This is a genomic window from Arthrobacter sp. StoSoilB13, from assembly GCF_019977255.1.
In the GTDB taxonomy this organism is placed as follows: Bacteria; Actinomycetota; Actinomycetes; order Actinomycetales; family Micrococcaceae; genus Arthrobacter.
On sequence record NZ_AP024649.1, the window covers coordinates 359,503 to 385,578 of the forward strand.

The window sequence follows — 26,076 nt, forward strand, 5'->3', positions numbered from 1 at the left end:
ACTTGGGCGTGGGGTTCCTAGACGGTTTCGTCCACGAGCTCCGCACGTCGCAGGCCGCCACCGCGGACCCATAGCTTGTAAGCGACGAACAGCAGCACAAGCCATGTGCCCCCAACATAGAGTGCAACCCGGGTGTCCTCGAAGACCCCGAGGATCACGATCACCATGGCCATGAACGCCATGGTCAGGATGGACGCGGCCGGCCACAGGGGCGAACCGAATTCCGACGCCGGAAGCCCCTTGCGCTTGATCTCCCGCTTCATGGCAACGTGCGAAGCAAGGATCATCACCCAAACCCACACCGTGGCAAACGTGGCTATCGAGGCGATCAGCACGAACACGTCTTCCGGGATCACAGCGTTCAACACGACGCCCACAAGGAGGATGCCGCCCATCATCACCACGGTCATCCAGGGGACGCCGTGCCGGGAGATCTTGCCGAAGCTCTTCGGAGCATGACCTTGCTGGGCAAGGCCGAACAGGATGCGCCCGGCTCCGAAGATGTCGCTGTTGATCGCGGACAACGCGGCAGTGATGACCACTGCATTGAGGATGTGCGGAGCAGCAGGGATGCCCAGGCCGTCGAAGATCTGCACGAACGGGCTACCGCTGCTGCCGATTTCGTTCCACGGGAAGATGCTCATCAACACGCCCAGGGTCAGGACGTAGAACAACAGGACGCGGACCGGCACAGTGTTGACTGCCTGCGGAATGACCTTCTTGGGGTCGGCTGCTTCGCCAGCGGTAATGCCGATTGTCTCGATCCCACCGAAGGCGAACATCACGACGGCGAACGCGGCCAGGAGCCCTTCGAAACCGTTCGGGAACAAACCGCCGTGATGAACCAGGTTCCCCAACCCCGGTGCCACACCGTCGCCGTCGCCCGTCTGGAAGCCGAAGACGACGATTGCCGCGCCTCCGACGATCATGGCGATGATGGCCACCACCTTGATCAGCGAGAACCAGAACTCCAGTTCACCGAAGACCTTCACGCTCAACAGGTTCATGGCACCCAGGAAGAGAATGATCGCGAGAACCCAGATCCAGCGGTCCACCTGCGGGAACCAGAAGCCCATGTAGATGCTGAAGGCAGTGACATCGGCGATTGCGACAATGGCCATCTCGAACACATACGTCCAGCCGGTCACGAAGCCGGCGAACGGTCCAAGGTACTTGCTCGCGTATTGGCCGAACGAGCCGGACACGGGGTGCCGGACGGCCATTTCGCCGAGCGCACGCATCACCATGAAGACAGCTGCGCCGCCAATGATGTAGGCCAGAAGGACGGCCGGGCCGGCTTTCTGTATGGCGGACGCGGAACCGTAAAACAGTCCTGTGCCGATTGCGGATCCGAGTGCCATGAAGCGGATGTGGCGGACGTTGAGGCCACGGCTCAGTGCCGTACCGGCGGCTTGGAGGACTGTGTCCTTCGAAGCCAGCGTGGTTTGTTGCATGGTAAAACCTTCTCGTCTTTGGGAGGGGATCGCTAACCAGCACATCACTTTTGGCAGCCTTGTGATTGGCCTCACGGGGGTTTGGTGTCTTTGATCGCAGACAGTGCGACAGGAGTCACAGCCGCGCTCCGGGCCGGACCAGCTCCCTTCCTTCACAGGGACGCTGATCCTGCGTAACGTCGGCTCCATGGACCCTGTCATCCAGACCGTCGATCTCCATAAGAACTTCGGCCGGGTCAAGGCATTGGACGGCCTCGACCTCGAAGTCCCTGCGGGGCAAGTCCATGGCTTCCTCGGCCCCAACGGTGCAGGGAAGTCCACCACGCTGCGTATCCTGCTGGGCCTGGCCCGGGCCTCGTCCGGCAGTGCAAGCGTCCTCGGAATGCACCCATGGGCAGACGCCGTCGAACTGCATCGGCGTGTTGCCAGCGTCCCGGGCGACGTCAGCATCTGGCCGAATCTCTCTGGGGGAGAGACCATCGATTTCCTTTCCCGGCTTCGTGACGGCGGGACGGATCGGGCGGAGTATCGACGCCGAAAGGAGCGTTTGTGCCAGCTCTTCGACTTTGACCCCACCAAGAAGGGCCGTGCCTACTCCAAGGGAAACCGCCAGAAAGTTGCGCTCATCGCAGCCCTGGTTGCCGACGCCGAGGTCTACCTTCTGGACGAGCCGACAAGCGGTCTGGATCCCCTGATGGAGGCCGTCTTTACCCGCGAGATTCGCCGGCTCGTCGGTGAGAAAGGAGCTACTGTCCTCCTCTCCAGCCACATCCTCTCCGAGGTGGAACAGCTGGCCGACAGTGTGAGCATCATCCGTGCAGGCCGAATAGTGGACGGCGGGACGCTTGACTCCCTGCGTCACCTGACGCGTACCGGGATCTCTTTCGCGCAGGACCAGGTGGATCTCGGGGCCTTCCAAAGCCTTTCCCAGGTCCACGACCTCACGGTGGCCGCAGGGCGGGTCAAGTTCAGCGCCGATTCGGATCGTGTCCACGAGGTCCTGCCGATTCTTGGCCGTCTGGGTGTGCAGGGCCTCCTGGTCGCTCCACCGTCGCTTGAAGAGTTGTTCCTCCGGCACTATGGCGTTGCCCTTCCATCCCAAACAGAAGAAGTGAAGGCCGACGGCGGCACTCACCATCGGCGGCGTCGGCCGCCCGCCAAGACGGGCCTCTAAGATGAACCGCTTCGTGGATCTGTATTGGCAACGACTCCGCCGCGATCGTTGGCAGCTCCTGAGCTGGGTTGCTTCCATCGGTGCACTCGCCTACTTCGCCACAACAGCGGTGGCCTTGGCATATGGTGACGATGCTTCCCGCGCCGAGATCCTGCATATTGCCACGGCCACCCCGGCTATCTTGATACTCCGCGGCTTGGTCCGCGGTCCTGCCCTGGACGCGTTTACGTTTTTCCAGATCTTCGCCTTCCTGGGTGTCCTTGCCGGTTTGATGAATACCTTCCTGGCGGTGCGGCATACGCGCGCCGAAGAGGAAGCGGGCCGGGCCGAGCTCGTCGCCTCCACGGCTGCGGGACGTTGGATGCCGCTTGCGGCGACCATGACTCATGGGCTCGCTGCAAACGTACTGGTGGCCGCGGCGGTCTCGTTCGGCTTTGTGGCCGGCGGGCTCGATGCTGCGGGCTCGCTGGTTGCCGGATTTGCGGCCGGAGCCATTGGATTGGCGTTTCTCACGGTCGGATTGCTCGCGTCCGAGTTCATGAGCACCTCGCGTGGGGCAAACGGAGCGGCGGCGGGGCTGGTGGTGGCTGCCTATCTTTTGCGTGGTTTCGGGGACGCGACCGGCGAGGTCAGCCAGGACGGCCTCACTGTCACGGCAGCTTGGCCGAGCTGGGTTTCGCCCATCGGTTGGGGACAACAGACTTTTGCCTACACCGGAAACCGATTGTGGCCCCTGCTGTTGCCGCTGGGCCTCGGCGTCGTATGCGCCTCGCTTACCGCCGTCGTCATGTCCAGGCGCGATGTTGGCGCAAGCGTGCTGGCTGGACGACGTGGCCGGACGGACGCCCGCCGCTCACTCCGCGGACCCTTCGCCCTGGCACTGCGACTCCAGCAGGGCGCTATCGTCAGCTGGTGCATTGGCGGGTTCATCGCAGGCCTGCTCACCGGCGCCCTCGGCGCTGCCATCCAGCAGGTCAGCATCACGAATTCCTCCGTCACAGCGATCCTTAGGGCCATGATCGAGGCGCAAGGCACATCCATGACGCAGCTGGTCATCGCTGTCCTTTTTGAAATTGGTGGCATCCTGGCGGCGGCCTGCGGACTCCAGGCCGTTCTGCGATTGCGGCAGGAAGAAGTGGCGGGCACAGCCGGGTTGGTGCTTTCGGAACCGCTGGGGCGCATTCGTTGGTTTGGCAGCTTCCTCGGCCTCGGTGCGGCCTCGGTGGTGCTCGTTATGGTGTTCGCGGCGTTCGGTGCCTGGTATTCCTTGCTGGTCTCCGGTGAATCAGTTGTTGAAGTGGGCAACGTATGGGAAACCGCCGGGGCTCAAATCCCGGCTGCCCTGCTCTACCTGGCGTTGCCCGCGGCGGTTTTTGTTACCTTTCCCCGGGCTACTGTTCCGGTGGGCTGGGCGTTGCTGGCGTTGGGCGTGGTGCTGGGGATCTACGGCGGAATGCTTGGCTTCGACAAGTCGCTCAGGGACCTGTCTCCGTTCACGCACTCGCCTGTGGTTACCACCAGCGGAACCGATTGGAGCGGCGGCTTTTGGATGCTCGGGATTGGCGCGGCGCTTGTGGTGTTCGCGTTCGTTGCCGTGCGGCGTCGAGAGGTTGGCACTGCCTGAACCGCCCCCAAACTGAGGACCATAGTTAAGTCTGGTATTTCAGACACCGTAGTGGAAGTGCGGGCTGGCGCAGCGCCGATTAAGAGGGCACGCTTGAGTACGGGATACCGGACACGTCGGGCCGGGAGAGGCTGGACTGTGTCCCCTTCAGCAGTCTTGAGCAGTGAGGAACCATGACAACCACGCCACTGGCACCAGGCAAGGCCACGTCCAAGGTCCCTGCCGCCGAAAATACGCTGCGCATCCTGAAACTTCTGGCCTCACGCCGGGGGCCGATGGCGGCGTCGAATATTGCGACGGCGCTCGGCCTGCCCCGCTCCAGCGTCTACCACCTGCTCGTTGTCATGGAGGCCAACGGCTTCGTCCTGCATCTGCACGAAGAGCAGCGCTATGGACTCGGCATCAGCGCCTTCGAGCTCAGCTCGGCCTATTCGCGGCAGGAGCCCTTGTCGCGTCTCGGCCGGCCCATGCTGGCCTCGCTCGTGGACGCGATCGGCGAAAGCGCGCACCTCGCCGTGCTTCACGGCCGCGACGTCCTTTACATCGTGGAGGAACGTGCCAAGAACCGCCCAAGCCTGGTGACCGACGTCGGAGTCCGCCTGCCCAGCCACCTCACTGCCTCGGGCCGCGCGATCCTGGCCGCACTGCCAAAGTCACAGGTTCGCGCCCTGTACCCGAACGCCGCCGCGTTCACATCGCGCCACGAGGTCGAATTCCCGATCATGAAGTACTCCGCCTTGTCCTCCCATCTGGACCAGGTGCGGCAGCGTGGCTACGCCACGGAAAACGGCGAGATCACGCCTGGATTCGGCTCTATCGCCGCCGCTGTGACTGACCATGTGGGATGGCCGACGGCGGCAGTCGCCGTTACGTTCCTGGAGGACAAAGTGCCGGCTGAGCAATGGCCGGTACTGGCTGCGCGCATCCGCAAGGCTGCCGACGAACTGTCGGTACGCATTCACGGACGACCGGCTGGCTAGGCCCTTCGCATAGTTGATCCGCCCTAGTCGCCACGCGGCTTCGGTTCGCCGGGCTTCGGTTCGCCGGGCTTCAGCGTGCCCGGTTCCGTGGCCTCGCGCTCGACGAGTCTGCGGAAGGTCTCCAGCTCACCGCGGAAGCTGCCCCGGTAGGATCCCATGGCGAAAATCCGCCCGAAGATCGCCGCGATGAATCCCCGGGTTACGAACTCCTGGTGGATGCGCGTGCCGCCTGCCTCGGGAGCAAACCTCACATCCGACTCGCCCTTGAGGATCGCGTTGCCGAACCGTGTCCGGATGTGCCAGGGCCGTTCGACGGCGAGGATCTCCGTGGGGCTGGCCATCCGCCCGAACCACACCGTGTAGCGGCTGCCGACCTGGTCGATCGAGCCGGTGCGATCGGTCACGCGGGTGACTCCGCCGATCCATTCCTGGAACCGGTCCGGATCCGTCCAGGTCGCGAAAACCCGCTCGGGCGGAGCCGCAACCAAGGTAGTCACTCGGAACGTTGCCATGGGTCCAGCATGCGCTCCTTCTCGCGCGAATGCGAGGGCTGGCCGTACTTCACCAGGACGCTTGGGCGGAGGAAGGGCGAAGGGCGGCATGCGTCTGTAATCCCGGACAGCACCAGTTGAAAAGCCATTCCTGGGGCCTCGTAAAGGAGCTTTAGTAGAAGCAGAAGAACTTTCCACTACACACTTCCCAAAGACGAAGGAGTCATCATGGCACCCGCCGATTTCACTACTGGTGCCCGTCCGGTTAAGGCCGCGCGGGGTACTGAGCTTACTGCCAAGTCGTGGCAGACCGAGGCACCGTTGCGCATGTTGATGAACAACCTTGATCCGGAGGTTGCTGAGCGTCCGGATGACTTGGTGGTGTACGGGGGTACGGGCCGTGCGGTGCGTTCCTGGGCTGCGTTTGATGCGATTACCCGCACCCTGGAAACGATGGAGAAGGACGAAACCCTCCTGGTGCAGTCGGGCAAGCCGGTGGGTGTGTTCCGCACTCATGAGTGGGCTCCCCGTGTCCTGCTCGCGAACTCGAACCTGGTGGGGGACTGGGCAACGTGGCCGGAGTTCCGCCGGCTCGAGGCCGAGGGCCTGATGATGTACGGGCAGATGACTGCCGGGTCCTGGATTTACATCGGCACGCAGGGCATCCTGCAGGGCACGTATGAGACGTTCGCCGCGGTGGGGAACAAGCTCGCCGCGGAGGGACGCCACCCGGCCCCCGCCCCGGAAGGCTCGTCCGAGGGTCCCCTGGCGGGGACGCTGACCCTGACCGGTGGGTGTGGTGGCATGGGTGGTGCGCAGCCGCTGGCGGTGACGTTGAATGATGGTGCGTGCTTGATCGTGGATGTGGACGAGACCCGTTTGCGTCGCCGGGCGGGCAAGCGGTACCTGGACGAGGTTGAAACGGATCTGGACGCGGCGATCGCGAAGGTCCAGGCCGCGAAGGCCGAGCGTCGTGGCTGGTCGGTGGGGTATGTGGGCAACGCCGCTGAGGTGTTCCCGGAACTGCTTCGCCGCCACAAGGCCGGGGACGTGACCTTCGATGTGGTCACCGACCAGACATCCGCGCATGACCCGTTGTCGTACCTGCCGGAGGGCATCACCGTGGCGGAGTGGCCCACGGAGGCTGAGGCGGATCCGGAAGGGTTCACGAAGAAGGCCCAGGCCTCGATGGCCCGGCAGGTGCAGGCGATGGTGGAGTTCCAGGACGCCGGGGCCGAGGTGTTTGATTACGGCAACTCGATCCGGGACGAGGCACGCAAGGGCGGCTACGAGCGGGCGTTCGAGTTCCCCGGGTTCGTCCCGGCCTACATCCGTCCGTTGTTCTGCGAGGGCCTGGGCCCGTTCCGCTGGGTTGCCCTGTCCGGGGACCCGGAAGACATTAGGGTCACGGACGAGGCGATCAAGGAGTTGTTCCCGGAGAACAAGCACCTGCACAAGTGGATCGACGCGGCCCAGGAGCGGGTGGAGTTCGAGGGCTTGCCGGCGCGTATTTGCTGGCTCGGGTACGGCGAACGGGCCAAGGCCGGGCTGCTGTTCAACCAGCTCGTCGCCGAGGGCAAGGTCAAGGCCCCGATCGTGATCGGCCGTGACCACCTGGACTCCGGCTCGGTGGCGTCCCCGTACCGGGAGACCGAGTCCATGGCCGACGGGTCCGACGCGATCGCTGACTGGCCGTTGCTGAACGCCCTGATCAACACCTCCTCGGGTGCTACCTGGGTCTCGATCCACCACGGCGGCGGGGTGGGTATCGGCCGGTCCCTGCACGCCGGGCAGGTTTCCGTCGCTGACGGCACCGACCTGGCCGCGGAGAAGCTCGAACGGCTCCTGACCAACGACCCCGGCATGGGCGTCATCCGCCACGTCGACGCCGGCTACGACCGCGCCGTCGAAGTCGCCAACGAACGCGGCGTCCGCATCCCCATGAACGAGAAGTAAGAACATGACCATCACATCGAACGAACAGCTCACCGTTACCCTCGGTTCCAGTGGCGTGACCCCGGAAGACGTCGTCGCCGTCGCACGCCACGACGCCAAGGTGACCATTTCCCAGGAGGCCCTGGATAACGTTGCCAAGGTCCGGGCACACATCGACAGCCTCGCCACCAGCGATGTCCCCGCTTATGGGATCTCCACGGGCTTCGGTGCGCTGGCCAACCGCCACATCCCCAACGACCTCCGCACGCAGCTGCAGAAGTCGCTGATCCGCAGCCACGCAGCGGGCATGGGCCCGGCAGTGGAACGCGAAGTGGTCCGCGGCATCATGTTCCTCCGCGCCAAGACCCTGGCATCCGGCCGCACCGGTGTCCGTCCCGTGGTCCTGCAGACCATGGTGGACGTCCTCAATGCAGGCATTACCCCGCTGGTCCGCGAGTTCGGTTCGCTCGGTTGCTCCGGCGACCTCGCACCGCTGTCCCACTGCGCGCTGGTCCTGATGGGCGAAGGCGAAGCAACCGGTCCCGACGGCGAACTCTATGGTGTGCCCGGTAAGCAGACGGTCGCTGAGCTGCTCGCACAGCACGGCATCGAACCGGTCACGCTGGCGGAAAAGGAAGGCCTGGCCCTCGTCAACGGAACCGAAGGCATGCTCGGCATGCTCCTGATGGCCATCGCCGACATCCGTTTGTTGCTCGCGACGGCGGACGTCACCGCCGCGCTCAGCGTTGAGGCGCTGCTGGGCACCGACCAGGTGTTCCTGCCGGAGCTCCACGCTGCCCTGCGTCCGCACCCCGGCCAGGCTGCCAGCGCGGACAACATGCTGCGCGTGCTGTCCAACTCGCCCATCGTCGCATCCCACCGGATCAACGACACCAAGGTCCAGGACGCCTACTCGCTGCGTTGTGCCCCTCAGGTTGCCGGTGCTGTCCGTGACACCGTGGACCACGCCGCACTGGTGGCTTCCCGTGAACTTGCCGCTGCGATCGACAACCCGGTTGTCCTGCCGGACGGCCGCGTCACGTCCAACGGCAACTTCCACGGTGCGCCCGTGGCCTATGTCCTGGACTTCCTGGCGATCGCCGTCGCGGACCTCAGCTCCATCGCAGAGCGCCGCACGGACCGCATGCTGGACCCGGCCCGCTCGCACGGACTCCCGGCGTTCCTCGCCGGCGACCCTGGCGTCGATTCCGGCCTCATGATCGCCCAGTACACGCAGGCCGGGCTCGTTTCGGACAACAAGCGCCTGGCCGTGCCGGCATCGGTGGACTCCATCCCGAGCTCCGCCATGCAGGAAGACCACGTGTCCATGGGCTGGCATGCTGCCCGGAAGCTTCGCAAGGCCGTGGAGAATCTCCGCCGCGTCCTGGCCGTGGAGCTGGTCACCAGCGCCCGCGCTATCGACATGCGCACGCAGATGTCCGACGGCGAACTGACCCCGGGCCCGGCCGGCACAGCTGTGCTTGAGGTACTTCGTGAAGTGGTCCAGGGACCGGGAACCGATAGGTTCCTGTCGCCCGAACTCGAAGCGGCTGACCGCCTGGTTGGCTCCGGTGCGGTCCGTGCGGCCGCCGAATCCGCCGTCGGGGTTTTGGCCTGACGTCGAATAAAACGCTCATTTGATGGGCAAATTTGTCACGTCCCGGAAATTGTTCGCAACGCAATCTCCGGGGCGTGACAAATGTAGTAGAACTTATGGTGTACGTCACGTCCACGTCAACGACGCCGTGGGCTTGACGGTCAACCGTCCATAACTCAATACACAACAGCGAACATCCACAAAGGGGTAGAAGTTCAATGAAGGCACGTGGAGCAGTCCTCTCCAGACGAAACGCACACTCGGTTACGGTTTCGGACTGGAGGCAACTCAAGGTTGGCGAGCGCGTGGAGGTAGTCAAGTACGCGCACGTGATCGCGGCAGGGCTGATCGAGGAAGTCTCCGGCAGCGGGAATGTGGTGTGGCTTGAGCACTCAGGGCCGGGTGTCACCGAGGAAGGCAAGGAACTGTTCATGAAGTCCGACGGCGTGACTCTCCGCCGGGCGTAATGAAGCAAAAAGCCGGGGCTTGGGCCCCGGCTTTTTGCTTTTCTACTACAACTGCAATTACTACTATTACGCAGCGAGCACTTCGTGGGTCTGGCCGAAGGGAACGGATTCGTCCAGGGCCACTGTGTAGGTGCCGGGCTCGTGCCGGGTCACCAGAATGCCGCAGTTGGCATCTGCTGCTGCGTTCTTGATCAAAGCATCCACGGCGCGTTCAAGGCCGTCGTGGATCTCGTCTGCCTTGGAAAAGGACAGGCGAATTTCGCGTTCTGCAGTCATTGCAGCGGTCATTTGGGTGCCTCCTATTACTTGCCGCATGCGAGGGCGACCCGTCAATCATAGGACGTTTGACGCTAAATTTGTAAGATGACCGGCAGTATTGGTGACCGACGCCTCATCTCCGGACCATGGCGCGAAGCAGCTTTACCGCGACGGAGAGCGCTGCAATGTCCACGGGACCGGGCTTGATGGCCTCCCTGATGGTCTCCTGGACGCGTGCCAGTTGTTCGATGTTTCCACGTTCCCAGTCCATGATTCGCTCCACTGGGTCTGACGTCGTGGGAGTCGCCGCACCAGAAATCCGGGGCGTGTGCCGCACTACCGCTTTGGTCATGTCCGCGAGCACCAGGTACATGTCATCCCGCAAAGCCGCACGTGCCAGCGATTCCCAGTGCGTGTCCCTCGGGAGCATGGTGATGTGTTCCAGCAGGGGGATGGCCGAGATCCGTTCGAAGACTGCGAAGTACACCTCAGCCACTGCCTCCACTGGCTCCTGCAGTTCTTCTGCGATAGCGGAAATGTCCAGCAAGCCGTAGCTGACCAGGATCTCGGAGGCCCTGACACCCAGATCATGGGGCAGGCCCACCGAGTCCGTATGGGCCATCCGTTTCTGCGCGTGGGCAAGGTTGATCCCATGAAGGAAGCTCGTGAAGTTCGCCCGCATCAAGGACATGGGCTGCTCGAGCCGGGCGAAGGCATCGGCAATGGGCTTGTCGCGGAAATCGTGGGTCACGTACCAGCGGACGGACCGGTCCAGCAACCGCCGCATGTCCAGGGCAACGGCTGCTCCATGCTCGCGGGGAGTGCTCGGCGGCAATTGGGCGATGGCGCCTGTGACGGCGTCAAAGTCCCAGATTTGCCGCATCACTACGAACGCGCGGGCCACCGCGGAGGCAGAAACCGTGGTTTCCTCCATCGCGCGGAAGGCGAACGCTATGCCGCCCATGTTGATCATGTCGTTGGCCACTACCGTGGCAACGATTTCCCGGCGCAGGGGATGCGTGGAGAGGTGTTCGCCGAACCGCTCTGAGACTTGCTTGGGGAAATAGCCGCGAAGGGTTTGAGAAAACCAAGGATCATCGGACAAACCGCCCTCTGTGAGTTCGCGGGCGAGTTCGATCTTGGCGTAGGCGGCCAAAACGGCGAGTTCCGGAGTGGTTAGTCCCTTGCCCGTGAGGACCCGTGCCTGAAGTTCGGCGTTGCTGGGAAGGTATTCGAGTTCCCTGTCCAGATCTGTGACTGACTCGAGCCAATCCATGGTCCGTTCAAAGCTGGGGCTCCATTCCAGCGCCAATTGCTTGTCATTGAGGAGCAGGACGTTCTGGTCATCGTTGGTTTTCAGGACGAGCCGTCCAACCTCGTCTTGGAGCGAGTGCAGGAATCCGGTTCTCTCTGCCACAGACATCCTGCCCGCGGAGATCATCCGGTCAAGGAAGATCTTGATATTCACTTCATGGTCCGAACAATCCACGCCAGCTGAATTATCGATGGCATCGGTATTGACCAGGACGCCTGCCAAAGCTGCTTCGATCCGGCCGCGCTGGGTTACTCCAAGATTGCCGCCCTCGGCAATGATGTGCGCGCGCAGATCCCCGGCATTGACCCGGATGGCGTCGTTTGATTTATCTCCCACATCGGCATTGGACTCGGTGGATGCCTTGATATAGGTACCGATTCCGCCGTTGTACAGGAGGTCCACAGGGGCAGTGAGGACTGCGCGGAGAAGCTCAGGCGGGCTCATCGCCAGCTGGCCATTCGCATCCGTGCCTTCAGCCAACCCCAGGGCGAGCCGGACTTGTTCTGTGATCAGGATGGATTTTTCCGTCCGGGCAAAGATTCCGCCGCCTTCGCTCAGCTTGGTGCGGTCATAATCGGCCCAGGAGGAGCGTGGCAGTTTGAAGAGCCGTTCCCGCTCGGCGTAGGAGACCTCGGGGTCCGGCGTAGGGTCAAGGAAAATGTGCCGGTGATCAAAGGCGGCTACGAGCTTGATGTGGTGGGAAAGGAGCATGCCGTTGCCAAAGACGTCTCCGCTCATGTCTCCGATGCCAACCACCGTGAAATCCTCGGCACGACAATCCACCAGGAGTTCACTGAAATGGTGCCGCACGGATTCCCAGGCGCCCCGGGCCGTGATCCCCATCTGCTTGTGGTCATAACCCACTGAGCCTCCGGAAGCGAAGGCGTCACCCAACCAGAAGCCGTACTCCCCGGCAACGGCGTTGGCAATGTCGGAGAAGGTTGCTGTTCCCTTGTCAGCGGCCACAACGAGGTAGTAGTCGTCGCCATCGTGCCGCACCACCCGCGGTGGCGCGAGTACGCGGCCGCTGCTTCCGCCGTCGGGATCCGGCACCAGGTTGTCGGTGATATCCAGCAACCCGCGGATGAATGTCCGGTAGCTTTCCTGACCTTCCGCGAACCAGGCAGCACGGTCCTCTGCCGGGTCCGGGAGCCGTTTGGGGAAGAACCCGCCTTTGGCTCCGGTGGGAACAATCACGGCATTCTTGACCGTCTGGGCTTTGACGAGCCCCAGGATTTCCGTCCTGAAGTCTTCCCTCCTGTCCGACCACCGAAGGCCACCGCGGGCTATCGGACCGAAACGCAGATGGACGCCTTCAACGCGCGGCGAATAGACCCAGATCTCGAATTTCGGGCGGGGTGCAGGGGCAGCCGGGATACTGGCGGGGTTGAGCTTGAAGCTGATGAAGGGCTTGTTGAGATAGAAGTTCGTGCGGAGCGTGGCATCCACCAGGCTCGCCAGGGAACGCAGCAACCTGTCGGCGTCCAGGACAGGGACGGCGTCGATGGCCTCCATCAGGTTCGTCCGGGCTCTATGAACGGCCTGGGTCCTGTGGCTGAGTTCGCTGCTTCCCTCTTCGAACAGATCGCCCCTGGCCGGCTTTGGCTCGCCATGACCGGAATTGAGGAGTTCCGGTTCAAACAAGTCCGGAGCGAAGCGGTCAGGATTGAATTTTGCCTCGAACAATTCAAGCAGGGCATGCGTGGCCAAGGCGTTCCCGCGGAGTGTGTCAGCGATGAAGCCATAGGAGTTGGTGCTCCCGAGTTGGCGGAGGTACTTGGCATACGCGCGCAGGATGGCAACCCGCCGCCAGTCGATACCCTCCTTGATGACCAACGCGTCCAAAGCGTCTGACTCGGCGTCACCGCGCATCGCGGCACAGAACGCACCGGCCAGCAGATCGCCCGTGCCTACAGGGTCAAGCCCGCGCGGATACTTCAGGCCGAGGTCGTAAAGGAAGAACTGCCGCCCGTCGGCACGATGAACGTCGAAAGGCCTCTGGTCCAGGACCTTCAAGCCCAGGTTATGGAAGAAGGGAAGGATCTCGGTCAGGCTCTGCGGGCGCGTTAAGTAGAGCCGGATCCGGGCATCCTCACTGAGGACTGCCGTACCGGGACGTTGGTAAACGGTGAGGAGGGGATCTGCTTCGTCCACAGAACCCGGCTCTGCCGGAAAACTTTCGAACCTGGCAATGTCCTCAAGTGCGTCCTCCACCTCATAATCGGCCTTGTAGCTGGCCGGAAACGCGGCTGCCCACTGCCTGGACAACCTGGCCGCCTCTTCCCGCGGATACCTCGTTTGGAGGGCCTCGTCCAGGCCTTGCGCCCAGGACCTCGTAGCGGCGATGATCCGCTGCTCGAGGGCTGCCGCGTCCACCACCGCCGGAGCACCTTCGTGCCGTGAGGGGTCCTGTGGCAAAAGGATCCGGAAGAACACGCGAGCCATGGCGGATTCGCCCAACCGAAGCTCGAACTCTATGGCATCCGAGCCAAATGCCTCGCGCAACTCGCGCTCGATGTTGAGCCTGACGGCCGTGCTGTACCTGTACCTGGGGAGGAAAACCAGTGCTGTCATGAACCGGCCGAAGGAGTCAGGACGAAGAAAGAGCCGGGTGCTATGGCGTTCCTGGAGCCGGAGGATCTCGCGCGCACGGATGGCCAGCTGCCCGGCATCAACATGGAACAGTTCGTCCCGCGGATACGCCTCCAACACCGCAAGGAGCTCCTTGGCGTGATGTGACGACGCCGGGTAGCCGAAGGCCCGCAGCACTTCCTGCACTGTGTCCCGGATGACCGGGATCTGCTGGGGCCGGGCGGGCTGTTGAACTAGGGGAGAAGAGGCCAACAAAAGTGCACGCGCTGGTGTTGGTGCCGTTCCCGTCCGCTGTGGCAATGCTGATCTCGTCGAGGTAGGCACGGCGAAGAACCGTTGAGCGAAGCGTGGATTTGGTGAGTGTAAGCACCTGGCCGGAAACCTCGCCCGGCGCCGCAGGACCGGCCGCATCACGGAGGAGTCCGAGCCCGCGGCGCCCGCGGAATCCCAGGAACACAAAGTTCCCGTCGTCCAGCCACCGCAACAGTTCCTGCGCTTCACCCGCCGTCCGGTCTTTTGCCGCAGACCCCTCCAGTGCACCGATTTCGTGCAGCAGTTCCTCGTGGATGGCATCGGCGTCCTCGGCTGCGGCCCGGACATCACCCAGGACCTTGTTCAACCTGCCCACCAGCAGCTCCGCGCTCGCGTTGTCCGGAATCCGGGGGATCTCGATCGCTATCCACGCCTCCGTGAGCCGTCCGCCGTCGTTCCCGTCCGTCGAAGGTGCCGGCGTCGCCCGCGCATGATCTTCGGAACGTTCGACGCCGGTGGGCAGCCCCGCGCGATGGGGTCCCCTGCGGATATCGATCAGGCGGTGGGTGGCGGGGTCCCGCGTGACGCTGAAAGTCGGGTGGACCAGAAGCCGGATGGAAGCGGTGTCACGAGAGATCTCGGCCGTGACGGAGGGAAGGAGATAGGGCATGTCGTCCGTGACGATTGCCACCAGGCTGGTATCTGTTTCGTTCAGGACCCCGATGACTGCTTGTCCAGGCTCACGGCGTTCTGCCAACGAGCGGTGATATCGGGCCCGTTCCAACAACGTTTCAGGTGTGTAGCTGCGGACGTCGTCGTCCGTGACGTGCTCGTAGTAGTCGGTCAGGAATCCGTCCGCCGGCTCCGTAATTGGTGCCATGTCGCTGCGCCTCCGCTGCGCAAAGGAGCGGCCGTGCTGCTGCGGTCGGCAAAGTCCATGCGCCTCATTTCATGATCGCTTAAATCCCGCGAGATGACAGTTGATGACAGTGTTTGGGCAAGACATTGGCATTAACTGCCATCTCGCGGAGGCCCGGCTACGGAAAAGCTACGGAACGTTGCCCTTGGTCTCGCCAGCCACGAAACGCCCGCGGCCACCACGAGGGTGAGAATGGCGGCAGCTGCGTGGGTGTAGAGCATCAGGTCAGCAGCATGCAGTTCCCCTGAAGCCGGCTGACCGTCCACAGGAACCGCCACGGGTTGCTGGGGCTGCCCGTGCAGATGGTCAAGGAACCCGACCCCGGAAAATGAACCCCCCAAAGCTTCGAAACCGAAGAACAGCAATTGCTGTGCCACTCCGGACAGCAGCAGCAACAGGACGGGCCCATGGATCCATCGGGCAACCAGCTGCGCGGCCAAGGCAGAGAGGGCAACGAAGCCCAGAAGAACGGGCATCGCCGGGGCGCCCCCACCGGAAACGACGTGTGCGGCAAGGCCCAAAGCGACCGCAACGGGTCCTGCCACCCAGGCCCACTTGTCCTGCACAGGAGTTGCGCCCATCGCCGTCCTTCCCTTCCCCTCAGGCTAAACGCAGGACAGGGACCGGGAACAGGCCTCTATGCCAACAGCGTGTTTACCAGCCTTGCTGCCACTTTCGCGGTTCGTCCATCAATATCGAACTCCGGGTTCAATTCGGCAACGTCCAGGTGCAACAGCGTCCCGCTTGCCGCTACCTGACGGCAAACGGCACTGATCACGGACAGCGGCACCCCAAACGCGGCGGGGGCACTGACGCCGGGCGCCACCGAAGCAGGCAGGACGTCCAGGTCGATCGTCAAGTACAGCACATCGATTCCAGCCACGAAATCGGCTACGAACGTCTCGACGCGCTCCGCGGAACAGTCCTCGTCCAGCAAGTACTTCACGCCCAGGCGGTCAGCGGTGTCAAAGAGCGTGCGCGTGTTGTTGGGCTCCGAGATTCCGACGACGGCGTACCTCAGTTCGCGTCCAGCGGCGGTTTCTTCCTGCGCCATCTGCAGGAATGGAGTCCCGGAGCTCGGGGTCGGCTCGTCGCGCAGGTCAAAGTGGGCATCCAGGTTCAAGACACCCAAGCGCTTTCCACTGCGCACGGCATTGGATCCGGCAACGCCCAGGTAGCTGGCAAATGCCGTCTCGTGGCCGCCGCCCAGCATCACGGTGAGGTTTCCGGCGTCGAGCAGTTCCGAGACGGCGCGTCCGGCGCGCTGCTGGCCTTCTTCCAGTGAGTCGTCCTCCACAACTACGTCGCCGGCGTCGAACACGTCACGGTCCAGGTGGAAAGCCAGGGGAGCCAGCGCCGAGCGGATGGCGGCCGGAGCCGCGGAGGCACCCGCACGGCCCTTGTTGCGCCGCACTCCGGCGTCGCTGCAGAAACCCAGCACGACGGCGGGACGCGAGGCGCCGGGAATGGCCGGGGAAGTAAGGGGTTGGATGGCCTGCCACCAGCGGCGATGTTCGTCGCCGTCGCCGTCAAAGCGGCCGGTCCATGGTGTGGGAAGGACGTCTACGGAAGGGTTGGTGCTGGTGTTTGGAGCCATGCTTTAAGCACACCCCACCAGCGGGCCAAAAAACAGCTGCAGCGCGCTGCAGTGTCCGGGATGCCGGACATCGCTACTTGACGCCCAACAACTCCTCCACAGTTCCGATGCCAAAGAACAGCAGGAACGCAGCCGCCACTGCCCACATCAGGGGGTGGACTTCACGGGCACGGCCCTGGAAAGTGCGGATCAGGACGTAGGAGATGAAGCCTGCGCCCAGGCCGTTGGCAATGGAGTACGTGAATGGCATCAGGGCGATAGTCAGGAAGGCGGGAATGCCAACGCCCCAGTCCTGCCAGTCGATCTTGCCAACCTGGGACACCATCATGAAGCCCACCACCACAAGCGCAGGAGCCACGGCTTCGAACGGGACCAGGTTGATGAGCGGCGTGAAGAACATTGCCACCAGGAAGAGCAGGCCCGTGACAATGGAGGCGAGACCGGTCCGGGCGCCCTCGCCAATGCCCGCGCCCGATTCAACGAAGATCTGGTTGGACGAAACGGAGGCACCGCCACCGACGATTGCGCCCAGGGCATCGACCTGCAGGACGCGGTCCACATTGGGAATGTTTCCGTGTTCGTCCACGGTCCCTGCCTCGTTGGCCAGGCCCACCATAGTGCCCATGGCGTCGAAGAAGATGCTGAGGAGGATCACGAACGCCAACAGCGCAGCAGCCACGAAACCGAGGTGTTCAAAAGCTCCGAAGGGGTTGGCTTTGCCGATCAGGGAGAGGTCAGGGGCGCCCCATTCGGAAAGCGTCGGCGCCACCAGTGACCAGCCGCGGGGATTGACGTTCTTACCGTCGAAGCTGGGACCAATGTGAAGCGTGAATTCGAGTATGGCGGCCAGGGCGGTGGACACCACGATGCCGATCAGGATTGCCCCGCGGACCTTTCGCACCACCAACGCAATGGTCAGGACCAGGCCGACAGCGAACACCAACGTCGGCCAGCCCATCAGCTTGCCATCCACGCCAAGGCCCAGCGGGACCGTGGTGCCGGCGGCATCCGGAATGCGTCGGACAAAACCAGCGTTGACCAGCCCGATCAAGGCGATGAACAGGCCAATGCCCACCACGATTGCCGTCTTGAGCGCTTCCGGGACGGCCCTGAAAACGGCCGTGCGGAATCCGGTGAGTACCAGGATGAGCATGGTGACACCCGAAAGCACCACCAGCCCCATCATGTCCGGCCAGGTCAGTTCAGGGTGGGAGGCAACCGTTACGGCGACGAATGCGTTCACTCCCAGGCCCGTTGCCACGGCGAAGGGGTGCTTGGCCCAAGCGCCCATGAGGATCGTGAGGATGCCCGCAACGAAAGCAGTGGTTGCCGCTACGGCCGTGAAGCCGAGCGATGCTCCGCTCGAGTCTGCCCCGGAGAGGATCAGCGGGTTCAGCACCACGATGTAGCTCATGGCGAAGAAGGTCGCGAAGCCGCCGCGGATTTCGCGCGAGTATGTGGACCCGCGCTCGGAGATCTTGAAGTAGCGGTCGATTGCAGAACCTTGTTTAAGCATGAAGGTCTCCGGTGATCGGGGGAGTTTGCTCTCAAATCCTATGCCCGCCAATGTGGGGTGCTGGAACGATTCGCCTAGTCTGTAAGGAAGCCAACACTAGGAGAAACCGCCCCATGCGTACCATCCGCCCGCTTCTGGCCGCCGTCGTAGCCGCTCTTGCTTTCGCTTCCGCGTTGCTGCTTGGAGCTGCTCCGGCCTCCGCGCACGACGTCGCCGAATCAACAACCCCGGCCAACGGTGCCAGGGTGGCTGAAGTGCCGGCGTCGGTATCCATCACGTTCAACAACCAGCCACTGGCCATCGGTTCCGGCGTGACCGTCACCGCCGGGGGCGAAAACTGGGCAGATGGCGCAGTGGAAATCATCGACAACAGGGCTGTCCAGAAGCTGCGTCAGGGCGCTCCAGCCGGCGAATACACCGTGGTGTGGCGTGTGGTCAGTTCAGACTCCCACCCGATCGAGGGAACCTTCAAGTTCACAGTTTCCGGGACAAGCACGACGACGGCGAGCGGCTCGGCAGGTGCCTCCTCCCCGGCTCCGGCGGCTGTTCCGACGGCGGGCACAGCGGCCCCCGGTACGGAAAATACTGAGCCGGCTCCGGCAGCTTCCCAGCCCTTCCCCTGGAGCATCGTTGGCCTCGCTGTGGTGGCGATCGGTCTGGTGATCTTCCTCGCTGTTACAGCCCGGAAGAAGCTAGCGGCCCCCAACGACCCGGGTGGCGAAAATTCCCCGGAATAGCGGGGTTTTCTACATACTTGCGAAGATCTCGAAACGGTTACTGCGACACGCCAAAAACGAACTGCTCGTTACGTAAATGTGACTTTGGGGTGATCTTCCCGTACGGTTGTACCTGTGCCTGTTCCACGTAACAGGCATTCCGGTCTGATTGCCTAGCTCTGCCGCAGTCCGGAATCCGTTCGCAGACAAACCTACGGCAGAGACGGGGAACCCATTTTGGCCCGCTTTCAGAGCGCGCCTTGGGGTGAAGTCACGAAGCTTCCGCTGCACAGCGGGGGATAGTGGCCGGGTGACTCCCATCCGAATCCGACAGCTAACCTCGCAGGCATCGGGAGAGGCTCTTTCATGTCTTCACGCATTCTTCGCGGCCGTCGTAAGGCGGACAGCGTACGTCCTAATCCGTTCATCTCCATCTCCAAGGCTGTTGCCAGCAACGCATCCGGCGCAGGTCGCCAAGCCGCTGTCATCGCAGCAGCTTCAGGCCTGGTCCTCACGGGCTCCATCGCTGCCCACGCAGCAGAGACCCCTGTTCAGCGCGACTCCAGCCCCGCTACTGTCGCCGAGACCGTTACCGAGGGTCCCACCAAGGTTGTTACGGCCGCATCGACGGCCACCATCAACTTCGAGCGCCCCGCGGTTGCTTCCGTAGCGGCTCCCGTCATTGAAAAGCCGGCTCCTGTTGCTCCGGCTCCGGCGGCCAAGAAGGCGCCCGCAGCGGCTACCGTCCAGGCCGCTGCAACTACTACGGCTACCGCCCCAGTGGCATCCGCGCCTGCTGCAGCTCCGGCTGTTGGTGGCATCAACGCTGCCATGGTCGCCTCGGCTTACGCCCAGATCGGCATCATGCAGGATTGCACCGCGATGGTGGAACGGGCCCTCGGCTCTGCCGGCATCCCGGTTGGCGACCTCGCACCCATGCAGTTCCTGAACTACGGCAAGGTTGTCAGCGACCCCCAGCCCGGTGACATGATCGTCCAGTCCGGCCACGTAGCCATCTACATCGGCAACGGCCAGGCCATCAGCGGTGGCATCAACGGCAACCAGACGGGCATCCACCCGATCAGCTGGCTCACCGCAACCGGCCCCATCACGTACGTACGCGCTGGCGCCTAAGCTTCACGCTCCAACTCAAAGGCCGGTGCTTTCGAGGACAAATGTCTTCGGAGGCGCCGGCCTTTTGGGTTAATTTTTGTTCTTTTTAGGAACATGCTTTGGTTGGCTCGATCGTTTCAAGGCCAGGGTTCTCCGCCAGGTTTCTACGCGCAGGGTTCCAGGTAAAGGCTCCAGGCCAGGTTCTAGGCGAGGGCGATGCCCGGCCCGGCGGGGAGGGCCACCTTGGATGAGATCGCTTGCCCCACTGCCTTGGCTTGCCGTAGTACTTCCTTGGGCGTGGGTGTAATAAGTTCCCCAACGCCCACCAAGTGCATCCCGACTGCACGCATGGCTGCCACGAAGTTCTGGCCTATGGCGATTCCCAGATCGGCAAGCATTCGGCGCAGCTGGCTCTGGGCGCAGCGCGTCACCACGATGTGGTCTGCCAGGAGAACCCCGCTGGCTGTATGCACGGCCCATTGACGTGGGGTGGATTCGAGGGGGCCATAGACGCTCATCCCAGCCCTCAGGCTGCCCGTGGTCAGGCTTGCGACGGGTCCGTATCCAAGCTGCAACGACGAGTCGCCACCCAGGAAGTCCAGCCGGACAGCGCGTGTGGTGGTGCGGACATCCAAGTGATGGCTGGCGGCGTAGTTGCGCAAATGGCGCAGGATCTCGTTGCGCTCCTGCATTGCCGCGGGGTCTGCTGCGTCGCAGCGCTGGAGCATTCCCGTGTGGACCGCTGGTCCGGTGGTCGATAAAGAACCAAAGCCATCCAGCACGATGGAACCGACGCCGTAGCGGCTGAGCTCGCTGGCAACAGCCAGGCCGGAGAGGCCGGTGCCGATCACCACGGTGGTAGTCCGTTCCGTGACGGAATCAGGAGTGAGTGACACTGCTTGGGTTCCTCCTTGACGTGTGTGCCTTCGGCAGCGCGCTGGATCGCGTCCGAGTTCCCCAAGCGGCCGCAAATAAATGGCCGGGTTGTGTCCTGGGACACCTTTGCCGGCCATTCGGTGACTCGAACACTACCGAACTTTTTCTGCCATGGATAGCCTCGGCGACAGCGTGTTTTGGATGTTCATCCGCAGCGCAACCCGGCGCGTGGTGAGCGTGCCGGAAACCGAGCCCGGACCGTTATCCACATAGCCCAAAGTCGCCTTGATTCGGCATTGCCAACCGAGAATAGTGGGCATTGGAAGGAGAACCCCGAGGGTTTCTTCGGCCCCGGCTATTGGTTGCGCGCCAGCAAGGGATCACCGGTAGGGAGAACCTCTGGCAGAATGGCCGGAACATCAAGCAGTAGGTGGAGAGGCGGGCCCCATGGACCAGCACGGCAGACACATTGAAGAACCACGGGACGGCGGGGACCAGGCTGTGGCGCCTGGTGGAATCGTCGTCGGAGTGGACGGTTCCGAGCATGGTCAATGCGCCCTTGTATGGGCTGCGCGTGAGGCGGAACGGCGCCAACTTCCCCTGCATATAGTCACGGCTTATTCGGTGCCCATCTTCGCAGCGTCCGGCCTCGACGGCGGATACGCCACCGTGGACGATTCCGTGATCCGCGAGGGCGCGGAAGCAATCGTCAAGCAAGCCATGGATAAGGTCTCAAGCTACAACATTGACGTCGATGCGTCAGTGGAGAATGGGGATGCCGCGGGAGTCCTCCTTGACCTCTCTGCGAACGCTGCACTCCTGGTGTTCGGCAGCCGTGGCCGTGGTGGCTTTGTCGGGCGTCTCCTGGGCTCGGTCAGCAGCGCCTTGCCGGCCCACGCAAAATGCCCCACCGTAACGGTCCCGCTGTATTGCGCCGATCGTTTGGGCGAGAACACCGAGGACAAGCACATCAAGGCTGAGCACGCCAAGGCCGGGCCGCGAACGGTGGAAAACGTCGTCGCCGTGGGTGTGGACGGTTCGGAGCAGGCCCGCGTCGCCGTTCTCGAGGCAGCCGAACAAGCCCAGCGGATGGGGGCCAAACTCCGCGTCATCTGCGCAGTCCCGCAGTACAGCGGCTCCTTGGCCTGGGTGCCGGCACCGTTGGATCGCGATGCCCTGTTCGCGGATATTAAGGTCCAATTGGATGCAGGCGTCGCCTGGCTCCGCAGCCACTTCCCGCAGCTGCCCGTGGAAACGGACCTTAGGGACGGCTCACCAGTGGACGTGTTGGTCGAGGCTAGCCGGGGCGTGGAGCTGGTTGTCCTGGGTACGCGGGGCCGGGGTGGTTTCGCGGGCATGCTCCTTGGTTCCACATCTGATGGCGTGCTTCATCACGCCAAGGGGCCGGTCCTCGTTGTTCCGGACCGCGAGGATCCGCGGCTGGCAGACCGGCCCAAATTCGGACCCATGCTCGGCGCGGCTTAGGGCCATGGCGCGAACCGTCCATGGATAACCAGCAGCCCGGGAAGCATAGGCAGGAAGACAGCGCGGGCCCGGATGTAAACGGGCAAGTCTTCATTCGGGATATTGCGGACATCCGGGCGGACATGCTCCCCGAGGTAGGCGGCAAGGCCGCCAATCTCGGCGAGCTGAATGCCGCCCGCCTTCCAGTGCCGCCGGGCTTTTGCCTTACAACGTCCGCCTACCGGTACGCCCTTTCAGCGATTGGAATGGAGGAGATCTTTGCACTTCTACAGGACGCCGGAGCTTCTGACCTTGACGAACTGAATAGGCTAGCCGCCCGGGCAAGATCCTTGGTGCTCGACGCCGGAGTTCCCACCGACGTCGCTGAGTCGGTACGGACGGCGTATCGGAGGTTGGGAGACGCAGCCCCCGTCGCAGTGAGGTCCTCAGCCACGGCCGAGGACTTGCCCTTCGCGAGTTTCGCCGGGCAGCAGGACACTTTCCTGAACGTAGTGGGAGCAGACGCAGTTCTGGACGCCGTAAGCCGCTGTTGGGCATCGCTCTGGACGGACCGGGCAGTGAGCTACCGGACAACCAACGGTATTGACCATGCCACGGTGACGCTGGCCGTCGTTGTCCAGGAGATGGTGGATTCCGCGACGGCCGGTGTGATGTTCACGGCCAACCCGGTGACGGGTCGGCGCCGTGAAGCTGTGATCGATGCCAGCCCTGGTCTGGGAGAAGCCGTAGTGTCAGGCGCCGTTAATCCCGATCAGTACGTAGTTGATATGCAGACCAACTCCATCCTGAAGCGGTCGCTGGGTGACCGGCAGGTAGAGATCAGATCGCTTGCCGGCGGTGGCACCGAACGAATTGAGCGGGCCGGTCAGGCCGCGGCAACCAAGAATCACGCCGTGCAGCCGTGCCTCAGCGATGACCAGATCCACGCGCTGGCCGAGTTGGGAAGGCGCGTCGAGGCCCACTATGGAGCCCCGCAGGATACAGAATGGGCGATCGATTCGTCCGGGAAACTCTGGCTCACGCAGGCAAGGCCCATTACTACCCTCTATCCGCTGACCTCGCGGGTGCCGGCGACTCCCGGTGAGCACGCGTTCCTGAACTTCAGCCTCGCCCAAGGACTCACCAGGCCTCTGACGCCCATGGGCCTGGCGGGTATCCGCCTGATAGCTTCCAGCGTTGCCCGCAGGGCGGCTTTCGATGTCCCCGATCCACGCTCGGGACCATCGCCCTACTATGAGGCCGGGCAGAGGATCTTCTTCGACTTCACATCCGTGCTGCGCAGCAAGGTGGGCCGGGCCATTGTGCCGCGCATCTTTGACATCATGGAGGCCCGTTCCGCGGCGGTGATTCGCGGCCTCTTCGATGACCCGCGGTTCGCCGTCACCATCAAAACTCCGATAAGACTCATCAGGCACGTTGCGCCTGTTGCTGCTAAATACCGTGTCCCTGAGTCGGTAGTCCGGGCTCTTTTCCGTCCCGACGCCGCAATGAAGCGCCAAGAGCAGCTTGAGGCAGAGCTCCATCAGGCCCTCCGGGTGCCGGAGGGCGTCACCGCCCACCAGCGAATTGCCCACGTGCAGCGAATCCTGGGGGAGGAAGTATTCGCAACGGTTCCCCAAGTGCTGCCCCTTCCCGTTCTGGGCTTTGCGATGCTTGGACTCGTCCGGAAGGTGTTGGGCGGGCAAGCCTCCTGGGACCAGCTCCAAACAGTCATCCGCGGGCTACCCAACAATGTCACCACCGAGATGGACCTTGCGCTGTGGCAGCTTGCCAAGGAGATCAGGGAAGATCCGGAGGCCTTGGCCTTCCTGAGTTACCCCACACTCGACGAACTCGTTCAGCAGTACAAGGACAGAGCACTACCAGCAGTTGCGCAATCCGGGCTTGAAGCTTTCCTCCGCACCTACGGGCACAGGGCTGTGGCTGAGATCGACCTCGGCATGCCCCGATGGTCGGACGACCCAACCCACATACTCGGCGTCGTGGTCAACTATCTGCGGCTCGAGCACACGGCGGACGCACCCGACCAGCAGTTCGGGAAAGCTGCCCGGGAGGCAGATGAACAGGTTGCCAGATTGGTTGCGCGGGCAAGGGCCAAGAGTCCTCTCCATGCCAAGCTGGTCCGTGCGGCGTTGGACCGTACGCGCAGGTTTGCCGGGATGAGGGAGCTGCCCAAATACAACCTCGTCCTCGGCTTGGCTTCGGCAAGGGAACAACTCTCGCTGGTCGGAGCAGAACTGGCGGAGGCAGGGCGGATTGAAAGCGCGGAGGATATCTTCTTCCTGGACCTCAACGAAGTAGAGACTGCCCTGGCTGGCAACAAGCTCCATCAACTCGTGGCAGATCGCCGCGCAGAATACGCACAGGAACTGAGGCGTCGGCATATTCCACGGGTACTGCTCTCAGACGGGACAGAACCTGAAGCCACTGCCGCAGCTGGCAGAACCCCGGCTTCTCCCGGAGCGCTCTCCGGCAGTCCGGCGTCGGCGGGCGTCATCACAGCCCCGGCGAGGGTCATCCTGGACCCCGTTGGCGCTCATCTGGAACCTGGGGAAATCCTCGTGGCGCCCTCCACCGACCCCGGCTGGACACCCTTGTTCCTCACCGCCGGCGGCCTAGTTATGGAAATGGGCGGTCCCAACTCCCACGGCGCCGTGGTGGCCCGCGAATACGGCATACCTGCGGTGGTGGGCGTGCCCGACGCGACCCTGCGGATCAGCTCAGGCCAGATCATCACGGTGGATGGAGCAGCAGGAACGGTAACTGCGACGCCAAGTGACGCGCCCGGCTAGGCGTGCTGGTGTGACTCGTGCTCGGAGTGGCTGACAGGTTCCAGCTGGAAGGTACAGTGCTCGGTGTCGAAATGGCGCCCCAAGCAGGATCCAAGCTGGTCCAGGATGCTGTCTGCCCCGCTGGCGTTAAGGACCTCGTCTTCCACAACAACATGGGCGGAGAACACGGGCACCCCGGATGTGATGGTCCAGATGTGGATGTCGTGGGCCTCCACTACGCCGTCCACGGCAAGGATGTGCTCGCGGATCATGTTCACGTCCACGCCCTTGGGGGTAGCTTCCAGAAGTACGTCCACAACATCGCGGAGCAGGTGCCAGGCGCGGGGGATGATCATGAGGGCGATCAGGACAGAAGCAATAGGGTCAGCGGCAGTGAAGCCCGTGGTCATGATGACGATGGCCGCCGCAATAACGGCAATCGATCCGAGAAGATCGCCAAGGACCTCAAGATAGGCCCCCCGGACGTTGAGGCTTTCCTTTTGGGCCCCCTGCAGGATCATCAGGGAAATGAGGTTGGCCAGGGCGCCCAGGATCGCCGCCCACAGCATGACGTCCGTATGGATTTCCGGCGACTCCCCAAAGCGGCGGATGGCCTCGATCATGATGACGACTGCGATGACGATGAGTACAAGGGCGTTGGCCAAAGCCGCCAGCACCTCGGCCCTTTGATATCCGTAAGTCCGTTGATCGCTCGCCGGGCGGGTAGCAATCCACGCCGCCATCAATGCGATGAACACGCCTGCGGCGTCGGACAGCATGTGGCCTGCATCGGCCAGCAGCGCCAGCGAGCCAGAGATGAGCGCGCCAACCACCTGGATGCCCACCACACCCAAGGTGATGGCCAGGACTGCAATAAGCCGTTTGCGATGCTTGCCGGTTGCGGTTACTCCGTGGGAGTGGTTGTGATCGTGCCCCATGCTTAC

20 protein-coding genes and 1 riboswitch are annotated in these 26,076 nt (G+C 63.2%); of the genes, 10 read left to right on the forward strand and 10 right to left on the reverse strand.

Annotated features, from left to right (window positions below; genetic code table 11):
• Positions 1 to 17 precede the first annotated feature (17 nt).
• Positions 18 to 1,454 carry an amino acid permease gene (locus LDP01_RS20255; protein WP_224094917.1) on the reverse strand — a complete coding sequence of 479 codons (1,437 nt, stop codon included), beginning with the start codon at positions 1,452 to 1,454 and terminating at the stop codon, positions 18 to 20.
• A 187-nt stretch (positions 1,455 to 1,641) separates the two neighbouring features.
• On the opposite strand from LDP01_RS20255, the gene LDP01_RS20260 reads away from it, so the two are divergent.
• The 3 genes from LDP01_RS20260 to LDP01_RS20270 all read left to right on the forward strand — a co-directional run bounded on the left by LDP01_RS20260 (position 1,642) and on the right by LDP01_RS20270 (position 5,232).
• Entirely contained in the window at positions 1,642 to 2,628 is a 987-nt protein-coding gene (locus LDP01_RS20260) for an ABC transporter ATP-binding protein (protein ID WP_224094919.1), read from the forward strand.
• A 13-nt stretch (positions 2,629 to 2,641) separates the two neighbouring features.
• Positions 2,642 to 4,252 (forward strand): ABC transporter permease, encoded by a 1,611-nt coding sequence (locus LDP01_RS20265; protein ID WP_224094921.1) that lies wholly within the window; start codon positions 2,642 to 2,644, stop codon positions 4,250 to 4,252.
• A gap of 173 nt (positions 4,253 to 4,425) precedes the next feature.
• Positions 4,426 to 5,232, forward strand: coding sequence for an IclR family transcriptional regulator (locus LDP01_RS20270; protein ID WP_224094922.1), 807 nt, complete (start codon positions 4,426 to 4,428; stop codon positions 5,230 to 5,232).
• 23 nt (positions 5,233 to 5,255) lie between these two features.
• On the opposite strand, the gene LDP01_RS20275 is transcribed toward LDP01_RS20270, so the two are convergent.
• A complete protein-coding gene (locus LDP01_RS20275) occupies positions 5,256 to 5,744 on the reverse strand; it encodes an SRPBCC family protein (protein ID WP_224094923.1) in 489 nt (162 codons plus the stop codon).
• 207 nt (positions 5,745 to 5,951) lie between these two features.
• Here LDP01_RS20275 and hutU point away from each other — a divergent pair, with 207 nt between their 5' ends.
• From hutU to LDP01_RS20290, 3 genes are all read left to right on the forward strand, one after another.
• Positions 5,952 to 7,679, forward strand: a complete 1,728-nt coding sequence (gene hutU, locus LDP01_RS20280; protein WP_224094924.1) for a urocanate hydratase — start codon at positions 5,952 to 5,954, stop codon at positions 7,677 to 7,679.
• 4 nt (positions 7,680 to 7,683) lie between these two features.
• The gene (hutH, locus tag LDP01_RS20285) at positions 7,684 to 9,276 is read left to right on the forward strand and encodes a histidine ammonia-lyase (RefSeq protein WP_224094925.1); all 1,593 of its coding nucleotides are present in this window, start codon (positions 7,684 to 7,686) and stop codon (positions 9,274 to 9,276) included.
• A gap of 197 nt (positions 9,277 to 9,473) precedes the next feature.
• Complete coding sequence (locus LDP01_RS20290) at positions 9,474 to 9,722, forward strand: hypothetical protein (RefSeq protein WP_216922354.1); 249 nt, start codon at positions 9,474 to 9,476, stop codon at positions 9,720 to 9,722.
• A gap of 66 nt (positions 9,723 to 9,788) precedes the next feature.
• Here LDP01_RS20290 and LDP01_RS20295 read toward each other — a convergent pair whose 3' ends face one another.
• The 6 genes from LDP01_RS20295 to LDP01_RS20315 all read right to left on the reverse strand — a co-directional run bounded on the left by LDP01_RS20295 (position 9,789) and on the right by LDP01_RS20315 (position 18,171).
• Positions 9,789 to 10,010, reverse strand: coding sequence for a hypothetical protein (locus LDP01_RS20295; RefSeq protein WP_216922352.1), 222 nt, complete (start codon positions 10,008 to 10,010; stop codon positions 9,789 to 9,791).
• A gap of 103 nt (positions 10,011 to 10,113) precedes the next feature.
• Entirely contained in the window at positions 10,114 to 14,064 is a 3,951-nt protein-coding gene (locus LDP01_RS20300; RefSeq protein WP_527249107.1) for an NAD-glutamate dehydrogenase, read from the reverse strand.
• Complete coding sequence (locus tag LDP01_RS24020; protein WP_527249108.1) at positions 13,967 to 15,019, reverse strand: hypothetical protein; 1,053 nt, start codon at positions 15,017 to 15,019, stop codon at positions 13,967 to 13,969. Before LDP01_RS24020 ends, LDP01_RS20300 begins: the two co-directional genes overlap by 98 nt.
• Positions 15,020 to 15,150: 131 nt before the next feature.
• Complete coding sequence (locus LDP01_RS20305; protein WP_224094926.1) at positions 15,151 to 15,639, reverse strand: hypothetical protein; 489 nt, start codon at positions 15,637 to 15,639, stop codon at positions 15,151 to 15,153.
• Between the two features lie 56 nt (positions 15,640 to 15,695).
• On the reverse strand, positions 15,696 to 16,655 hold the full coding sequence (gene hutG, locus LDP01_RS20310; protein ID WP_224094927.1) for a formimidoylglutamase: 960 nt from the start codon (positions 16,653 to 16,655) through the stop codon (positions 15,696 to 15,698).
• 73 nt (positions 16,656 to 16,728) lie between these two features.
• Positions 16,729 to 18,171 (reverse strand): NCS2 family permease, encoded by a 1,443-nt coding sequence (locus LDP01_RS20315; RefSeq protein ID WP_224094928.1) that lies wholly within the window; start codon positions 18,169 to 18,171, stop codon positions 16,729 to 16,731.
• 113 nt (positions 18,172 to 18,284) lie between these two features.
• On the opposite strand from LDP01_RS20315, the gene LDP01_RS20320 reads away from it, so the two are divergent.
• Together LDP01_RS20320 and LDP01_RS20325 are read left to right on the forward strand one after the other, a co-directional pair.
• Entirely contained in the window at positions 18,285 to 18,908 is a 624-nt protein-coding gene (locus tag LDP01_RS20320) for a copper resistance CopC family protein (RefSeq protein WP_224094929.1), read from the forward strand.
• Positions 18,909 to 19,081: 173 nt separating this feature from the next.
• Positions 19,082 to 19,250, forward strand: a riboswitch (cyclic di-AMP (ydaO/yuaA leader).
• Between the two features lie 3 nt (positions 19,251 to 19,253).
• Entirely contained in the window at positions 19,254 to 20,021 is a 768-nt protein-coding gene (locus tag LDP01_RS20325; RefSeq protein ID WP_224094931.1) for an NlpC/P60 family protein, read from the forward strand.
• A 182-nt stretch (positions 20,022 to 20,203) separates the two neighbouring features.
• On the opposite strand, the gene LDP01_RS20330 is transcribed toward LDP01_RS20325, so the two are convergent.
• On the reverse strand, positions 20,204 to 20,896 hold the full coding sequence (locus LDP01_RS20330) for an NAD(P)/FAD-dependent oxidoreductase (protein ID WP_224094933.1): 693 nt from the start codon (positions 20,894 to 20,896) through the stop codon (positions 20,204 to 20,206).
• Between the two features lie 427 nt (positions 20,897 to 21,323).
• Here LDP01_RS20330 and LDP01_RS20335 point away from each other — a divergent pair, with 427 nt between their 5' ends.
• Positions 21,324 to 22,361, forward strand: a complete 1,038-nt coding sequence (locus tag LDP01_RS20335; RefSeq protein ID WP_224094934.1) for a universal stress protein — start codon at positions 21,324 to 21,326, stop codon at positions 22,359 to 22,361.
• Positions 22,362 to 22,381: 20 nt separating this feature from the next.
• Positions 22,382 to 25,153, forward strand: a complete 2,772-nt coding sequence (locus LDP01_RS20340; RefSeq protein WP_224094935.1) for a PEP/pyruvate-binding domain-containing protein — start codon at positions 22,382 to 22,384, stop codon at positions 25,151 to 25,153.
• Here the strand turns inward: LDP01_RS20340 and LDP01_RS20345 are convergent.
• Positions 25,150 to 26,070 carry a cation diffusion facilitator family transporter gene (locus tag LDP01_RS20345; protein WP_224094936.1) on the reverse strand — a complete coding sequence of 307 codons (921 nt, stop codon included), beginning with the start codon at positions 26,068 to 26,070 and terminating at the stop codon, positions 25,150 to 25,152. The two genes, LDP01_RS20340 and LDP01_RS20345, sit on opposite strands and share 4 nt — an antisense overlap.
• Between the last annotated feature and the right edge of the window lie 6 nt (positions 26,071 to 26,076).

Coding starts and splice junctions, on each gene's coding strand:
- LDP01_RS20255 (WP_224094917.1), bottom strand. CDS start 1,454: ATGCAACAAACCACGCTGGCTTCGAAGGACACAGTCCTCCAAGCCGCC.
- LDP01_RS20260 (WP_224094919.1), top strand. CDS start 1,642: ATGGACCCTGTCATCCAGACCGTCGATCTCCATAAGAACTTCGGCCGG.
- LDP01_RS20270 (WP_224094922.1), top strand. CDS start 4,426: ATGACAACCACGCCACTGGCACCAGGCAAGGCCACGTCCAAGGTCCCT.
- LDP01_RS20275 (WP_224094923.1), bottom strand. CDS start 5,744: ATGGCAACGTTCCGAGTGACTACCTTGGTTGCGGCTCCGCCCGAGCGG.
- hutU (WP_224094924.1), top strand. CDS start 5,952: ATGGCACCCGCCGATTTCACTACTGGTGCCCGTCCGGTTAAGGCCGCG.
- hutH (WP_224094925.1), top strand. CDS start 7,684: ATGACCATCACATCGAACGAACAGCTCACCGTTACCCTCGGTTCCAGT.
- LDP01_RS20290 (WP_216922354.1), top strand. CDS start 9,474: ATGAAGGCACGTGGAGCAGTCCTCTCCAGACGAAACGCACACTCGGTT.
- LDP01_RS20295 (WP_216922352.1), bottom strand. CDS start 10,010: ATGACCGCTGCAATGACTGCAGAACGCGAAATTCGCCTGTCCTTTTCC.
- LDP01_RS24020 (WP_527249108.1), bottom strand. CDS start 15,019: ATGGCACCAATTACGGAGCCGGCGGACGGATTCCTGACCGACTACTAC.
- LDP01_RS20305 (WP_224094926.1), bottom strand. CDS start 15,639: ATGGGCGCAACTCCTGTGCAGGACAAGTGGGCCTGGGTGGCAGGACCC.
- hutG (WP_224094927.1), bottom strand. CDS start 16,655: ATGGCTCCAAACACCAGCACCAACCCTTCCGTAGACGTCCTTCCCACA.
- LDP01_RS20315 (WP_224094928.1), bottom strand. CDS start 18,171: ATGCTTAAACAAGGTTCTGCAATCGACCGCTACTTCAAGATCTCCGAG.
- LDP01_RS20320 (WP_224094929.1), top strand. CDS start 18,285: ATGCGTACCATCCGCCCGCTTCTGGCCGCCGTCGTAGCCGCTCTTGCT.
- LDP01_RS20325 (WP_224094931.1), top strand. CDS start 19,254: ATGTCTTCACGCATTCTTCGCGGCCGTCGTAAGGCGGACAGCGTACGT.
- LDP01_RS20335 (WP_224094934.1), top strand. CDS start 21,324: ATGGACCAGCACGGCAGACACATTGAAGAACCACGGGACGGCGGGGAC.
- LDP01_RS20340 (WP_224094935.1), top strand. CDS start 22,382: ATGGATAACCAGCAGCCCGGGAAGCATAGGCAGGAAGACAGCGCGGGC.
- LDP01_RS20345 (WP_224094936.1), bottom strand. CDS start 26,070: ATGGGGCACGATCACAACCACTCCCACGGAGTAACCGCAACCGGCAAG.